The sequence below is a fragment of the Brochothrix thermosphacta DSM 20171 = FSL F6-1036 genome (assembly GCF_036884295.1).
GTDB classification, from domain to species: domain Bacteria; phylum Bacillota; class Bacilli; order Lactobacillales; family Listeriaceae; genus Brochothrix; species Brochothrix thermosphacta.
The window spans coordinates 1,789,942-1,806,315 of record NZ_CP145608.1 but is presented as its reverse complement, the minus strand read 5'-3'; the positions used below and the strand labels follow the sequence as shown (position 1 = coordinate 1,806,315).

14 protein-coding genes are annotated in these 16,374 nt (G+C 38.1%); all 14 read left to right on the top strand.

The window, feature by feature from the left end:
* Positions 1-432 precede the first annotated feature (432 nt).
* The 14 genes from dapF to V6S17_RS09015 all read left to right on the top strand — a co-directional run bounded on the left by dapF (position 433) and on the right by V6S17_RS09015 (position 16,229).
* Positions 433-1,413 (top strand): diaminopimelate epimerase, encoded by a 981-nt coding sequence (dapF, locus tag V6S17_RS09080; RefSeq protein ID WP_029092329.1) that lies wholly within the window; start codon positions 433-435, stop codon positions 1,411-1,413.
* Between the two features lie 115 nt (positions 1,414-1,528).
* Positions 1,529-2,224, top strand: coding sequence for a phosphatase PAP2 family protein (locus V6S17_RS09075; RefSeq protein WP_051536011.1), 696 nt, complete (start codon positions 1,529-1,531; stop codon positions 2,222-2,224).
* A gap of 363 nt (positions 2,225-2,587) precedes the next feature.
* A complete protein-coding gene (locus V6S17_RS09070; RefSeq protein ID WP_029092328.1) occupies positions 2,588-2,788 on the top strand; it encodes a cold-shock protein in 201 nt (66 codons plus the stop codon).
* A 456-nt stretch (positions 2,789-3,244) separates the two neighbouring features.
* Entirely contained in the window at positions 3,245-4,933 is a 1,689-nt protein-coding gene (gene ilvD / locus V6S17_RS09065) for a dihydroxy-acid dehydratase (RefSeq protein WP_029092327.1), read from the top strand.
* 17 nt (positions 4,934-4,950) lie between these two features.
* Positions 4,951-6,648 carry a biosynthetic-type acetolactate synthase large subunit gene (ilvB, locus tag V6S17_RS09060; RefSeq protein ID WP_029092326.1) on the top strand — a complete coding sequence of 566 codons (1,698 nt, stop codon included), beginning with the start codon at positions 4,951-4,953 and terminating at the stop codon, positions 6,646-6,648.
* Positions 6,645-7,115 carry an acetolactate synthase small subunit gene (ilvN, locus tag V6S17_RS09055; protein ID WP_029092325.1) on the top strand — a complete coding sequence of 157 codons (471 nt, stop codon included), beginning with the start codon at positions 6,645-6,647 and terminating at the stop codon, positions 7,113-7,115. Before ilvB ends, ilvN begins: the two co-directional genes overlap by 4 nt.
* 66 nt (positions 7,116-7,181) lie before the next feature.
* On the top strand, positions 7,182-8,177 hold the full coding sequence (ilvC, locus tag V6S17_RS09050) for a ketol-acid reductoisomerase (RefSeq protein WP_029092324.1): 996 nt from the start codon (positions 7,182-7,184) through the stop codon (positions 8,175-8,177).
* Between the two features lie 150 nt (positions 8,178-8,327).
* Complete coding sequence (locus tag V6S17_RS09045; RefSeq protein ID WP_029092323.1) at positions 8,328-9,866, top strand: 2-isopropylmalate synthase; 1,539 nt, start codon at positions 8,328-8,330, stop codon at positions 9,864-9,866.
* Positions 9,866-10,924: a 3-isopropylmalate dehydrogenase gene (gene leuB, locus V6S17_RS09040; protein ID WP_029092322.1), complete on the top strand. Its 1,059-nt coding sequence runs from the start codon at positions 9,866-9,868 to the stop codon at positions 10,922-10,924. Before V6S17_RS09045 ends, leuB begins: the two co-directional genes overlap by 1 nt.
* Positions 10,924-12,318 carry a 3-isopropylmalate dehydratase large subunit gene (leuC, locus tag V6S17_RS09035; protein WP_029092321.1) on the top strand — a complete coding sequence of 465 codons (1,395 nt, stop codon included), beginning with the start codon at positions 10,924-10,926 and terminating at the stop codon, positions 12,316-12,318. The genes leuB and leuC overlap by 1 nt, the downstream gene beginning before the upstream one ends.
* Entirely contained in the window at positions 12,305-12,889 is a 585-nt protein-coding gene (gene leuD / locus V6S17_RS09030) for a 3-isopropylmalate dehydratase small subunit (RefSeq protein ID WP_029092320.1), read from the top strand. The genes leuC and leuD overlap by 14 nt, the downstream gene beginning before the upstream one ends.
* A 4-nt stretch (positions 12,890-12,893) precedes the next feature.
* Positions 12,894-14,144: a threonine ammonia-lyase IlvA gene (ilvA, locus tag V6S17_RS09025; protein ID WP_029092319.1), complete on the top strand. Its 1,251-nt coding sequence runs from the start codon at positions 12,894-12,896 to the stop codon at positions 14,142-14,144.
* Between the two features lie 1,000 nt (positions 14,145-15,144).
* Positions 15,145-15,564: a CidA/LrgA family protein gene (locus V6S17_RS09020; protein WP_069120119.1), complete on the top strand. Its 420-nt coding sequence runs from the start codon at positions 15,145-15,147 to the stop codon at positions 15,562-15,564.
* Positions 15,561-16,229, top strand: coding sequence for an LrgB family protein (locus tag V6S17_RS09015; RefSeq protein ID WP_029092317.1), 669 nt, complete (start codon positions 15,561-15,563; stop codon positions 16,227-16,229). The genes V6S17_RS09020 and V6S17_RS09015 overlap by 4 nt, the downstream gene beginning before the upstream one ends.
* Positions 16,230-16,374: the final 145 nt, after the last annotated feature.

The window sequence follows — 16,374 nt, the reverse complement described above, 5'->3', positions numbered from 1 at the left end:
CTTAAGTTAATGTCGTAAGAGTACCACTCCTCCAAGAAAGTGAGTACCACTCTTTCTGTTAATGTCATAAGAGTACCAATCTCTAAAGCGAGCGAGTACCATGTCATCGGTCAATAAATTGAGTACCTTTCATTTGAATTGTTGAAGTCGTATTTCAGGTGAATATTTTTTTAGGGTTTGTTTACTGCGTTTCATTTTCGAAGAAATCAAAGCATACTTAGCCCATTCTCAATATGAGTTGAGTATAAACTTGATCTTTTTATTCCAAGTTGTTATCGCAGTCTATGATTTTGGTGGAATGCTGTTGTTTTAAACATAATACAAGGTGAAATTCACCTTGTATTTGAGCAAATTAGACGTCATTTGGTAGTTGTAAAATAAAATATGTTACAATTAATTTAAAGAGTGACAACACAGAAAGGGCGTATAGAAATGATAATTAATTTAAAAAAAGTCCATGGTTCAAGCAATGATTTCTATATCATTGATGAAAATGGCCTTGAGACACCTCTGACGGAAGAAAGTCGTCGCCAGCTAGCATTGAACTTATGTGACCGTGAACATGATCTTGGAGGAGCTGATGGCATTCTCTATGTATCTGACAGTGAAGTAGCCTTAGCAAAAATGCGTGTGATTAATTCAGATGGTTCAGAAGCTTCGATGTGTGGGAATGGTTTGCGAACTGTTGCACGTTATTTAGCAGAAAAAGCAGATAAAAAACAATTTAAAGTAGAAACGATGAAAGCCGTATTAAATGTTGCTGAAGATAAGCCTTTGGCTCAGGGAGTACCTACTTATTGCGTTGAGATTTCACCCGTTTCTTTCGAAAAAGAAAGCTTACCGTTAAATTGGACAGCTTCGCAATTGATTGATGCAGAAGTGCCAGCTTTTTCAGAAACTTTGACATACTCTGCCGTATCGGTTCCTAATCCGCACTTAATTAGCTTTGTTGAGCCAGCTGTTTTCGCTGAACAAGAGCAATTATCAACTTGGCTAAATAGTGACAATCCCTATTTCCCTGACGGTGTAAATGTTAGTTATGTACAAGCGATTGATAGTGATACTATTTTTGTTAAAACGTTTGAACGTGGGGTTGGTTTTACAAATGCATGCGGAACAGCAATGTCGGCAAGTAGTTTGATGGCACGCTTACTTAACGGTGGTGAAATGACAAAAAAAGTGGATGTATATAACCCTGGAGGTCGTGTGCAATGCCAAGTGTATCAAACAGATGAGGGTTACACGATTGATTTGATTGGCAATGCAACATTCAGTTTTGACGCTAAAATTGTTATTTCAGAAGACTTCAAAAAATCAACGGTAATCGAGCAAGTGAAGACAGACGAAGAAATTGCCTATCAAAAGATGGCAGCAGAAGCGGCACGTTTTGTAGCAGAGCACCAACACGCTTAAATATCAGACTAAAGACTGATATAGCAGGTAATTACGTGTTCTAGTGGTTAAATTATGCTAGAATGAGTAGAGATTCTTAAAGAATCATATCAGATTGTAATTACGAGGTGAAAGCATGTTAACAAAAAAACAAAGTGTTTGGCGCTATGTGATGGCGGGACTTTTCTTTATTGTCTTTTTATATGTCGCAGCAGCTGTTGCTGCAAATGCGCTCTGGATTCAACAATTCGATCAAACAATACGAACAGTGGCCCAGACATTCCAACCAGATAAGCTTACAGGGTTTATTGAAACGGTCACAGATTTTGCCGGTGTTAAAGGCATGATTACTTTAACAGCTATTGTAGCCGTAATATTAGCTTGTTACCGTCGTTTTTTATTCGCTGGCTGGTTAGCAATTAATATGCTTTTTGGTGCAAGTAGTATTAACTTTATTTTCAAAAATTTATTTCAGCGCGACCGACCAGCAGGGATGTTGATTGAACAGGGTGGATATAGCTTTCCTAGTGGGCACACGATGGCGATTACTACTTTTACATTAAGTTTAGTTTTTATCTTAACGTATAATAATCGCCGTTATCGTCGAGCATTATTATTGCTGTCAGCACTATTAATTATTTTTATTGGTTTTACACGGGTATATTTAGGTGTCCATTATCCGAGCGATATTCTAGGTGGTTTTATGTTAAGTTGTTGTTATATGTTAGTCGCAACAACGTACTTTAGACAATTTAGTGCTAGAATAGAACGCAAATTAGAAACACACGGTATTAAAGAAGCGCAACATCATAAGCAGGAAAACAAGCCATAAGCAAATGGAAAATCTATTGAATTTAATTCAGTAGGTTTTTTTGTGCAGAAAATACACAGCTGTTGTTGATATCATGCTATTTAACTTATAGAATAAGAGTTCTAAATCGATTAACGTCATGATAACTGTTGACTGTTGAAAATACGTGTGTTAAATTATTACCTGTAAGTAAACGTTAGTATAATTATAAAATAATATTTAGGCAGATAGTTGAAAATGAGTAACAACTGCCAAATATATATTATAAAGGGGTTTTATTCCAATAAGAATATGAATCCTTTATAGTATGAAAAGAAGGCTATGTTTCTAGAATAAGACTTAGTTGACAATCATATTATAGACTTTTTTGGGAGGTTTTAGACGATGCAAAAAGGTAAGGTAAAATGGTTTAATTCAGAAAAAGGCTTTGGCTTTATCGAAGTCGAAGGCGGTAGTGATGTTTTTGTGCATTTTAGTGCTATCCAAGGTGAAGGTTTTAAGACGTTGGATGAAGCTCAAGAAGTTGAGTTTGAGATCGTTGAAGGTGAACGAGGTCTTCAAGCAGAAAATGTAATTAAATTATAAAAAAGAGGACAAGCAACCTTATTTTTCAAGTTGCTTGTTTTTTTATGCTTTTTTGAGATGAATAGCCTTTAAAATAAACAATGGAAACGCTTACTTATAAGGATTTTGCAAAAATGTATTTATAACGAAATGAGATTGATTTGTTATAAAAAGGACGAGATACATATCAAATTTAGAATTTTCTGAATATTCAATTGACTATTTGACCAGTAATGTATAGAATAATAAATATCTTAATAATACAAAACAAAAAGGAGTTTTTTCTTATGAAACGTTGTCATTCAAACCAATCTATTTTAGTCATTTTATTACTTAGCTAGGGCTCATAACATCGTTTGTAAAAAAACGAATGTTTATTGGGTCCCGATTGCGTTTGAATGGGGCTCCTCGAAACCCATTCATTGAATGGGTTTTTTATTTTTAAAATTAACAGATACTATATAAGGGGTGTTAGACATGAGAAGTGATGAAATCAAAGTAGGCGACGATCGTGCGCCAGCCAGAAGTTTATTAAGAGCAACAGGTCAGGTTAGAAGTGATAATGATATGAAGAAACCTTTTATCGCTATCTGTAATTCATATATTGATATCGTACCAGGTCATGTTCATTTACGAGAGTTAGCAGATGTTGCCAAAGAAGCGATTCGTGAAGCAGGCGGTATTCCATTTGAATTTAATACAATTGGCGTTGATGACGGTATCGCAATGGGGCATATCGGTATGCGTTATTCGCTTCCAAGCCGTGAGTTAATTGCAGACTCAGCTGAAACAGTAATTAATGCTCATTGGTTTGATGGTGTATTTTATATTCCCAACTGCGATAAAATTACGCCAGGTATGTTATTAGCAGCTATGAGAACAAACGTACCGGGGATTTTTTGTTCAGGTGGCCCGATGAAAGCAGGGTTATCATCAACAGGAAAAGCACTCACCCTTTCATCAGTATTCGAGGGTGTTGGCGCCTTTAAAGAAGGTAAAATGTCGAAAGAAGAGTTTTTAGAACTTGAAGCAGAGGCCTGTCCAACCTGTGGATCATGCGCAGGAATGTTCACTGCTAACTCAATGAACTGTTTGATGGAAGTACTTGGTTTAGCAATTCCAGGAAATGGTACAACATTAGCAGTATCCGATGAACGTCGTGAATTAATTCGTCAATCAGCTTTTCACTTAATGCATCTTGTAAAAAATGATATTAAACCACGTGACATTGTTACCAAAGAAGCAATTGATGATGCTTTTGCATTGGATATGGCAATGGGTGGGTCAACAAATACTGTTCTGCACACGTTAGCAATCGCTAGTGAAGCAGGTATTGAGTATGACTTAGCAAGCGTTAATGAAATTGCTGAACGCATCCCTTATCTTTCTAAAATTGCACCAAGTTCTGCCTACTCAATGCATGATGTTCATGAGGCAGGCGGAATTTCAGCCATCATTAAGGAATTGGTTGATAAAGGTGATGCGATTCATCCAGATCGTATTACTGTTACAGGTAAAACATTACGAGAAAATGTTGCGGATGCTAAAATTCTCAATACAGATGTTATTCATCCGAAAGAGAACCCTTATAGTAAAACAGGTGGTTTATCAATTTTATATGGAAACATTGCGCCACAAGGTTCAGTTATTAAAGTAGGTGGTGTTGATCCAAGTGTTACCAAATTTGTAGGTAAAGCCATTTGTTTTGATTCACATGATGAAGCTGTTGCAGCAATTGACGATCACCGAGTAGGTGAAGGACATGTTGTTGTTATCCGCTATGAAGGACCTAAAGGTGGACCAGGCATGCCTGAAATGTTAGCACCTACTTCTTCTATAGTTGGACGAGGACTTGGAAAAGATGTTGCACTTATTACAGACGGTCGTTTTTCAGGAGCCACGCGTGGAATAGCTATTGGTCATGTATCTCCTGAAGCAGCGGCTGGAGGACCTATCGCTTTAATTGAAGATGGTGATACGATTGAAATTGATTTACCCTCAAGAACAATGGAATTGTTAGTGTCGGATGAAGTATTAGCGGAAAGACGCACACACTTAAAACGTTTCAAACCAAAAGTATTAACTGGTTGGCTTGCTCGTTATTCAGTAATGGTTACAAGCGCAAATACCGGTGGGATAATGCAAATTCCAGAAGAATTGATTTAAGGAAAGGAGAGATGACAATGTTGCAACAGACGGTACGTGTCAAAAATGGGGCAGAATGGTTAATTGAGTGTCTGAAAAAGGAAGCAGTCGAGATGATTTACGGCTACCCAGGTGGCGCAGTATTACCACTCTATGATGCACTTTATGAAAGTGGGGTGAAGCATATTCTGGCACGCCACGAACAAGGTGCCATTCATGCTGCTGAAGGATATGCTCGAATCACAGGTAAAGCAGGAGTGGTAGTCGTCACAAGTGGTCCTGGAGCAACAAATGTTGTGACTGGTCTTGCAGATGCATTAGCAGATTCATTACCATTAGTAGTCATTACTGGACAAGTTGCAACAGGTGTTATTGGAACAGATGCCTTTCAAGAAGCCGATGTTGTCAACATGACCTCTCCAATTACCAAACATAGTTTTCAAGTCAGGGATGCAAAAGATATTCCTAATATCGTAAAACAAGCATTTTATATCGCACAAACAGGTCGGCCCGGACCAGTTGTTATTGATTTACCGAAAGATATGATGATAGCAACAGTAACGGAACCGGCTATTCTACAGGAATTGGAAAATTACAAGGTGCCGCATCAACCAAATAAAGTTCAAATTGATGCCGTCGCCACACTCCTTAAAACAAGTAAGCGTCCGATTATTCTTGCAGGAGCTGGAGTAAATGGTGCATTCGCAAAAGATGAATTGACGGAATTTTCTAATAAAACAAACATTCCTGTTATCAACACATTGCTTGGTTTAGGTAATATATCACCCGATAGTCCATTAGCATTTGGAATGGCAGGTATGCATGGGAATTATGCAGCCAATCGTGCGATTTATGAATGTGATGTTTTATTAGCAATTGGTGCTAGATTTGATGATCGTTTAGTGGGTGCACAAGAACATTTTGCAGCAGGCGCTAAGATTGTTCACATCGATATTGATCCATCAGAAATTGATAAAGTATTTAAAGCAACAATCGGAATCGTTGCAGACGCTAAAGCCGCTTTAATCGCCTTAAATCAGCTGTCAATAAATACAGCAGATGAAGGGGAATGGCTTGAACGTTTACAAAGCTATAAAGTAAAACACCCTTTAGGTTATGAAGCATCCCAAAATAATGTCATTAAACCACAAGCTGTAATTGAAGCAATTAGTGAAGAAACCAAGGGAACTGCCATTGTTTCAACTGATGTTGGACAACATCAAATGTGGACAGCGCAATTTTATAAATTTAAAGAAGAACGTGCTTTAATTTCCAGTGGTGGCTTAGGAACAATGGGCTTTGGATTACCTGCTGCGATTGGTGGGCAAATGGCTAATCCAGACAGGATGGTTGTCGCGATTGTGGGTGATGGTGGCTTCCAAATGACTTTGCAGGAATTGGCTCTTTTGAAAGAGTTCAACCTTAACATTAAAGTATTCATTCTGAATAATGCCTCTCTCGGAATGGTGAAGCAGTGGCAACATCAATTCTACGAACAACGCTACAGCGAATCGGTTTTTGATGGTCAACCCGATTTTGTTAAATTAGCAGAGGCATATGGCATTACAGGAAAAAGAATCACACAAGCAGATAAAGTAGCCACTCAGGTGGCAGCAGTATTTGCAATCCCAGGTCCGGTTGTTGTTGATGTACATATTAATCAAACAGAAACAGTCACACCAATGGTGCCACCAGGCAAAGGTATTCATCAAATGGAAGGAGTTGTGGGAAAATGAAACGCATTCTAATTGCAAGATTATCAGATTCACCCGGTGTATTAAATCGAGCGATCAATGCTATTTCAAAACGATTTATTAACATTGAAAGTATCGCCGTAGGACAAACTGCAGAGGAAAATAAATCACAATTAACATTAGTTGTTCATGTTGAAGATATTGAATCCTGTGATCATCTGGTGAAATTACTTAACAAGCAAGTCGATGTGATGGAGGCAAAAGATATCACAGATGATAATGTGTTAACCCGTGAATTAGCAATCGTTGATGTAGCAGTTAATTACTCTGCTATCGCAGATTTACTCGTATCGTTTCAAGTAGCTATTTTAGCAGAAGAAACTGACAATACGGTCATTCAAGCAACAGGAACACATCAGCAAATTGAAGATTTTATTGAAATTTTAAAACCGTACACTATTACACAACTCACACGAACAGGCATCGCCGGTTTTGTGAAAACACACTAATTTGTGATTTCGCCGTTAAGGCTTATCAATATAAAAAATTGAACATACAACCAGGAGGTAAGGAAAATGGTAAAAGTTTATTATGATGATTCAGTAAAAGAAGATACACTCAAAGGCAAAAAAGTAGCAGTGATTGGATATGGTTCACAAGGACATGCACATGCACAAAATTTACGTGACAATGGTCATGACGTTGTTATCGGTATTCGTGCGGGTAAGTCAGCAGACAGTGCAAAAGCAGATAACTTTGAGGTGTTTTCAGTAGCAGAAGCAAGTAAACAAGCAGAAGTTGTAATGGTACTTTTACCAGATGAAACACAAGGTTCAATTTACGAAAATGAAATTAAAGATAATCTTGAAGCAGGAAACTCACTCGTATTTGCACATGGCTTCAACATTCATTATGATGTTATCCAACCACCCGCAGATGTTGATGTTTTCTTAGTAGCACCTAAAGGGCCAGGACATCTTGTGCGCCGTACCTTTACTGAAGGAAGCGCAGTTCCTTGTTTGTTCGCAGTGTATCAAGATGCAACAGGAGGCGCTACTCAAACGGCATTGTCATATGCTAAAGGCGTTGGAGGCACACGTGCAGGTGTTATTGAAACGACATTTAAAGAAGAAACAGAAACGGATCTTTTTGGTGAACAAGCCGTTCTTTGTGGAGGTACAACACATTTAGTACAAGCAGGCTTTGAAACGTTAGTTGAAGCAGGTTACCAACCGGAACTCGCTTACTTTGAGGTATTGCATGAATTGAAATTAATCGTTGACCTTATGTATGAAGGTGGTATGGAAAAAATGCGTAACTCAATCTCTAACACAGCTGAGTATGGCGATTATGTTTCAGGACCACGCGTTGTAACAAGCGAGGTTAAAGCGCATATGAAAGATGTATTAACTGATATTCAGAATGGTAACTTCGCTAAAGGATTTATCGATGATAATAAAAACGGCTTTAAAGAATTCCATCGTATGCGCGCCGAACAAAAAGGACACCAAATTACTGAAGTCGGTAATAAACTCCGCGATATGATGCCATTTATTGATCAAAATAAATAGTGAAAACGAAAACAGACCATTCAATGGCAGCGATACTGGAGAATAATAAAAGTAAAACAAACCGTTTAGAACTGAAGAGATTGTAAAGACTTTTTTCTCAAACACATGATTAAAAATAAACTTAAAAACGAAATGAAAGGGGTGTAGGTCATGAAAAAAATTCAAATTTTTGATACAACATTGCGAGACGGCGAACAAACGGCGGGGGTGAGTTTTAATTTACAGGAGAAAGTGCAAATGGCTCAACAGCTCGAAAAACTAGGCGTGGATGTCATGGAAGCTGGTTTTCCTATCGCATCACCAGGCGATTTTGAATGTGTTCGAACAATCGCTCAAACCGTTAAAAACAGTTCGGTTACTGGCCTCGCGCGTTGCGTTGAAGCGGACATTCAACGGGCCTATGATGCTGTTAAAGTAGGAGTATCTCCACAAATTCATACTTTTTTAGCAACAAGCCCCATTCATCGTGAGTTTAAGTTGAAAATGTCTCAAGCCGAAGTTCTGGCATCGATTGAACATCACGTGCGTTATGCAAAGCAGTTTGTTGATATGGTGCAATTCTCACCAGAGGATGCCACACGAACAGAACCTGAATTTTTGGTTCGTGCGATTCAAACTGCGATTAATGCAGGTGCACGTGTCATCAATGTGCCAGATACAGTTGGTTTTACTAATCCAAAAGAATTTGGCGAACTTTTTGCTTATCTTAGAACAGAAGTCCAAGGCTTTGAGGATGTTATATTTTCCTCACACTGTCATGATGACTTGGGAATGTCAGTCGCAAATTCATTAGCAGCTATTGAAAATGGAGCATCACGTATTGAATGTACAATTAATGGTATCGGTGAACGTGCAGGTAATACCGCTTTAGAAGAAATTGCAGTTGCGCTACATATTCGAAAAGATCATTATCAAGCAGAAACAAATATCGTACTTAATCAGTTGAAACAAACGAGCGATTTGGTGAGCCGTATGTCAGGTATGGCCGTTCCAAGGAATAAAGCAATTATTGGAGGCAACGCGTATGCCCATCAATCAGGAATTCATCAAGATGGTTTCTTGAAAAATCCAAGCACGTATGAAATTATTACACCTGAACTTGTGGGGGTGTCAAAATCATCGCTTGTATTAGGAAAACTATCAGGACGACATGCTTTATTTACACGATTGGAAGAAATCGGATTCTTAATTGAACCGGCTGAGCAAAGCGCAATTTTTAGTCGTTTTAAACAACTTGCAGATGTTAAGAAAGAAGTCAGTGATGAAGATCTTCGTGCAATGATGTCTGGACATTTATATCAAGATGAGGATTTTTGTCAGCTGAAATCACTTGATGTACATTATAATTCAGCAACACAACAATTGGCAGAGGTGACCATTACAACTGAAACAGGTGTCGATATTAAAGGCTCTGCTACAGGAGCAGGTAGTATTGAAGCTGTATATAACGTCATCGATCAATTGATGGGCGAAGAAGTTACGTTAACAGATTATCGCATTCAATCAATTACACCAGGAATGGATGCCCAAGCAGAAGTACATGCACTCATTTCAGCAACCGATGGCTCGACTTATCATGGGGTAGGTATTGATCATGATGTGTTAAATGCTTCAGCACGCGCCTATCTTCAAGCATTTTCAAAACGCCGTATCGCAACAAAAAAAAGTAAGAGTGAGGTTGAAGCGTAATGACATTTCGAGTAGTTGTATTGCCCGGTGATGGGATTGGACCAGAAATAATGGCGGTAACAGAAAAAATAGTCGCGCAAGTTTTAGCGCACTCACATCAAACAATTCTATTCGAACACCAACTATTCGGAGGAGCAGCGATTGATGCTGTCGGAGAGCCTTTTCCAGTTGAAACTCAAACAGCAATTGATAAAAGTGACGCTGTTTTGTTAGGTTCAGTAGGTGGACCTAAATGGGATGAAGCACCAGAAAGGCCTGAAATGGGACTGTTGGCATTACGCAAAAAAATGGGTGTATTTGCCAATGTAAGGCCACTTCAAATTTTTCCAGCTGTTCGACACCTTTCACCATTGCGTGAAGAGCGATTAGAAGGTGTAGATTTTGTTGTTGTCCGTGAATTATTAGGAGGCTTGTATTTTGGTACACCCAAATATTTTAATGAGACAGAAGGTGTTGATACATTACGCTATGATAAGGCAAGTATTGAGCGGATTGTTCATTATGCCTTTAACCTTGCGAGACAACGCCGAAAAAAATTGACAAGTATTGATAAAGCGAATGTTTTGGCGACAAGTAAATTATGGCGACAAACAGTTGAAGAAATTGCAGTTGACTATCCTGATGTCACTTTAGAACATCTTTATGTTGATGCCGCAGCGATGCACATGATTCAAGCACCCGCACGATTTGATGTGATTGTAACAGAGAATATGTTTGGTGATATTTTAAGTGATGAAGCGAGCGTATTAGGTGGTTCATTAGGGTTGTTACCCTCAAGTTCACATGCAGAAGCAGGACGTCCAGCGTTATATGAGCCCATTCATGGTTCGGCACCTGATATAGCAGGTACGGATTTTGCAAACCCAATAGGGATGCTTTTATCTGCAGCGATGATGTTGAGACAATCGTTCCAACTAGAAAACGAAGCAAAACAAATTGAAATAGCTGTCGAAACAGCATTATCTGAAGGTGTTTTAACGAAAGATTTAGGTGGGACAGCAACAACCACTATTTTTGCAAATAAAATAACAGAAATCATTGAAAGGAGTGCCAAATAATGTCAAAACAAACATTGTTCGATAAGCTTTGGGAACGTCATGTCCTCTATGGAAAAGAAGGTGAACCGCAATTATTATATATTGATCTCCATTTAATTCATGAAGTGACATCACCACAAGCTTTTGAAGGTTTACGAATGACTCATCGTTCAGTACGTCGACCAGATCGTACATTTGCGACGATGGATCATAATGTTCCAACTGAAGATATTTTCAATATTCAAGATTTAGTAGCAAAAAAACAAATAGACGCATTGAGTAAAAACTGTGAAGAATTTGGAATCGAATTAGCTGATATGGGAAATGAACGTCAAGGAATTGTGCATATGGTAGGACCGGAAACAGGCTTGACGCAGCCAGGCAAAACAATTGTTTGTGGCGATAGTCATACAGCAACACATGGCGCATTTGGAGCACTAGCATTTGGTATTGGAAGCAGTGAAGTTGAACATGTATTTGCAACACAAACACTGTGGCAAACTAAACCTAAACGGATGGGTGTACATATAACAGGGGACCTAAAACCTGGTGTGTATGCGAAAGACATTATTTTAGCGTTGATCGCCCAAAATGGGGTTTCATTTGGGACTGGATATGCTGTTGAATTTTATGGTGAGACTGTTGAAAAAATGACAATGGATGAACGTATGACGATTTGTAATATGGCGATTGAAGGCGGAGCCAAAATGGGCATGATGGCACCAGATAATACAACCTATAACTATGTGACAGGTCGTGAATATGCTCCCACAAATATAACAGAGAAGATAGCAGACTGGCAGGAACTTTATACGGACGAGGATGCGGAATTTGATACAATTGTCACTTTAGATGCAGCAGAACTAGCACCGTATGTAACCTGGGGGACAAACCCTGAAATGGGCGTGCCGATTACTGCAGCTTTCCCACAAATTAAAAATAGTAACGATGAACGTGCTTATCAATACATGGATTTAGCACCTGGTCAAAAAGCAGAAGAAATTGAATTGGGCTATGTCTTTATTGGGTCCTGTACAAACGCTCGTTTGTCTGATTTGACAGAAGCTGCCCGAATGATCCGGGGACGTAAAGTAAAAGAACATATACGTGCGATGGTTGTTCCTGGTTCGAGAGGCGTGCGAAATGCAGCAGAAGCAGTAGGCTTAGATAAAATTTTTAAAGAGGCAGGATTTGAATGGCGTGAGCCCGGTTGTTCAATGTGTCTTGGAATGAATCCGGACCAAGTTCCTGATGGCGTGCATTGCGCCTCTACTTCAAATCGTAACTTTGAAGGGCGTCAAGGAAAAGGTGCACGTACACACCTCGTTTCACCAGCAATGGCAGCTGTTGCGGCAATCCACGGACACTTTGTTGATGTGCGTTTTGAGGAGGGGATCATACATGAAACCGTTTAAAATACATGAAGGAACAACTGTAGCACTGATGAACGATAATATTGATACTGATCAAATTATCCCGAAACAATTTTTAAAGCGGATTGAACGTACTGGTTTTGGTCGTTTTTTATTTGATGAATGGCGTTTTTTACCAGGTCATCAACCCAACCCTGATTTTCCACTCAATGCAGCAGAGCGTCAAGGCGCTTCTATCTTAATTAGTGGAGAGAATTTCGGTTGTGGATCAAGTCGAGAGCATGCACCTTGGGCATTAACTGATTATGGCTTCGATTGTATTATTGCAGGCAGTTTTGCTGATATTTTTTTTAGTAATTGCACTAAAAATCGATTGTTGCCTATTGTATTACCTTTGAAAGAACGAGAAGAACTAGCAACTTTGCCAGGAACAGCAAAAGTTATGATTGATTTGGAACAGCAAGTCATTACCGCTGAAAATAAGCAGTATCCCTTTGAAATCAACCAAAAGGTTAAAGAAAAACTCGTCGGAGGCTTAGATGATATTACACTGACATTAACACACGAAGATGTTATTCAAGGCTACGAACAAAAACATGATGTAAGGAGGTAAAAGTATGTATACAGCCACACAAGCCGCAAAAATTGATGCTGCTCATCTTGTTTTAAAAGATGTTGTGCGTCATACACCATTGGAACACGATGTTTATTTATCACAAAAGTATAATTGTAATGTTTATTTAAAGCGCGAAGATTTACAGACAGTACGTTCATTTAAATTACGAGGTGCCTATTATGCGATTAGTCGCTTGTCAAAAAAACAACGCGAATTTGGCGTAACTTGTGCAAGTGCTGGAAATCATGCGCAGGGTGTGGCGTATACATGCGACCGCCTACAAATGAAAGCTGTTATTTTTATGCCAACCACAACCCCCAATCAAAAAGTATCACAGGTACGCTTTTTTGGAGGGAAATACATAGAAATTATGTTGGTCGGCGATACGTTTGATGCCTGTTCAAAAGCAGCGAAAGACTATACAGAAACACATCAAATGACATTTATTCCACCCTTTGATTCTGAAGATATCATCGCAGGTCAAGGAACTGTTGCCGTTGAAATTTTAGAAGATGCAGATGTTAAAATGGATTATGTTGTCGCAACAATTGGCGGGGGCGGCTTAATTTCAGGAGTAGGCAGTTATTTCCATAAAAAAAGTCCCGATACAAAGGTTATTGGTGTAGAACCTTTGGGCGCAGCTTCTATGCATGCAGCACTTCACGCTGGCGAAGTAGTAAAATTACCTGTCATTGATAAATTTGTTGATGGCGCTGCTGTTGCAGAGGCTGGAAAACTAACCTATGGTTATTGTCGCAAATTTGTAGATGATATCTTTTTGGTACCAGAAGGCCAAGTGTGCACAACTATTTTAGAAATGTACACTAAGTTAGCAATTGTTGCAGAACCAGCAGGAGCACTAAGCGTATCAGCCTTGGAACAACTAAAACCACAAATTGAAGGCAAAAATGTGGTTTGTATTGTTAGTGGTGGTAATAATGACATCAATCGGATGAAGGAAATGGAAGAGCGTTCGTTGATGTTTGAAGGTTTACAACATTATTTCATTGTTAATTTTCCTCAAAGGGCAGGTGCATTAAAAGAATTTATTAGCCTTGTACTAGGTCCACAAGACGACATTACGAAATTTGAATACACAAAAAAAGTAAATAGAGGACAAGGCCCTGTTATTATCGGTATTTTATTGAAAGATAAAGCAGATTATAATGTGATGCTAAAACGACTTGCGGGTTACGATTCAAACTATATCCCCGTTAATGATAACCCGATGCTGTATACATTGTTGGTTTGATTTTTTATTAATAGGAAATTTTTAAGACAACGCGCTGACAAATGTTAGCGCGTTGTTTTTGTATACGAAGCTGAACGTTTGGAGTTGCTTTTGCTTTTAGCCTGTATTTCAAACTAAAACAATGAAGTGCAATTTATTTCAATAAAGGATTGGTACTCTTACAACATCAACAGAAGGAGTGGTACTCTTATGACATTAATTTAAGGATTAGTGCTCTTAAGTTATTAACAGAAGGAGTGGTACTCGCTTGCGCTCCGTCCCATACTACTCTCGTAAAGCGGATAAATCCGCTACGATGTCAGTAATTTCATAACGTTATAAAAAAATCACTAGACCTGAAAATAAAATTGGAGTATAGACATCCTCTAGAAACTAAAACTTACTTTGTCAAAATTTCATAAACACATAAAAAATCACTAGACCTGAAAATAAAATTGGAGTATAGACATGGACCAGTCTATAACAATTTAATTTCCTTAGTCTAATGAGTGATTTTTTTAGCATTTCAATTTGGATGAAAGTAAAACGAGTTTCTCTTTCTTTCGGTGACCAGTCTATAACAATTTAATTTCCTTAGTCTAATGAGTGATTTTTTTAGCATTTCAATTTGGATGAAAGTAAAACGAGTTTCTCTTTCTTTCGGTGACCAGTCTATAACAATTTAATTTCTTTAGTCTAATGAGTGATTTTTTTAGCATTTCAATTTGGATGAAAGTAAAACGAGTTTCTCTTTCTTTCGGTGATCAGTCTATAACAATTTAATTTCTTTAGTCTAATGAGTAAGATTTTTAGTATTTCAATTTGGATGAAAGTAAAACGAGTTTCTCTTTCTTTCAACAATCAGTCTATCCTAACTAAAATTTCTAGTTTAACACGTTACACTTTTAATCCATTCTAATTTCGATAAAGTAAAATGAGCTTGTTATTCTTTCAGCCTCTTTTCAAACGTCCAAAAGAGGAGTATACTTAAGATACTATGTGGATAAGGATTGTGATGGGGATGTATATTTCTAAACTAAAGCAATTTGTACGTTGGCTGGTTAAGGCTGTCTTACAAATTTGCTTTTTGATTGTGTTTTTTTTAATTGGCGAACAGTTGCAACAATGGTTTAACTTAGTTGTTCCTGGTAGCTTGATTGGTTTGATATTACTGTTTACATGCTTGAGTTTTAAAATCATTAAGATGGAGTGGATCAACGTTGGTGCTGCCTTTTTATTGATGATTATGCCATTGTTCTTCATTCCTTCGATGACGGGTTTAATGGATTATGGTCAGTTGTTTTTACATCAGGGTATTTTCATTATCATCGATATTGTTGTATCAGCATTTGTGATCTTTTTTGTTTCGGGTTGGGCAGTACAGCAGTTAATAAAAATCTGGCCGTCTTCAAAGAAAGCAGATAAAGAGGTGACAAAATGAAACTTGATCTTTTTTTAGTGGGAATGACAATTGTCTTTTTTTGCGTGGCTTATGTTATTAATAGAAGATTTCCTTCTGTTTTTACATTGCCAATTTTTACAGCGTCAGCAATGATGATCATTTTACTTGTATCGATGAATTTAACATATGAATCCTATAGTGGTGCTCGTCAATTTTTCAGTTTTATGATGGGACCTGCAATAGTGGCGTTTGCCGTTCCGATGTATTCGGTGCGAGCGATTATTTATCGTTATTTACCAGTGGTATTAATTGGCATGATGATTGGATTGGCTGTTTCGGTTGGAATGACATTCATTTTCTCATTAGTTCTACCATTGTCAGCTGAAATGGTATCCTCGTTGTGGGGTAAAAATGTGACATTGCCTGTTGCTATTACAATTGCCAATGATATCGAAGCTTCTGCATCTTTAACGGCAATTGGTGTCGTGTTATCGGGTTGTATAGGTGCTGCATTTGGAAATCGGATTCTTCATTTCATGGGTGTGAAAAACAGAGTGGCTCGTGGTGTAGCAATGGCTGCTGTGGCACATATTATGGGAAGTTCACATTCGATGTTGCTCAATAAAGAAGAAGGTGCAATTGGATTGGTGACAATGGCTGGAACAGCTATTTTAGCTAGTGTATTTATTCCAATCTTAGTTTAATAAAGCGTCAGTAACGTTCGTTTTCATAAATTGAAAAGAGCCTTACTGGCTTTTTTTCTATAATAGTAGAAGACATTAGAAAAATTCATAGGTGATTGTTATTTTGAACATAAATAGTCAGAAATCCAAACACTATTTTTAGTTG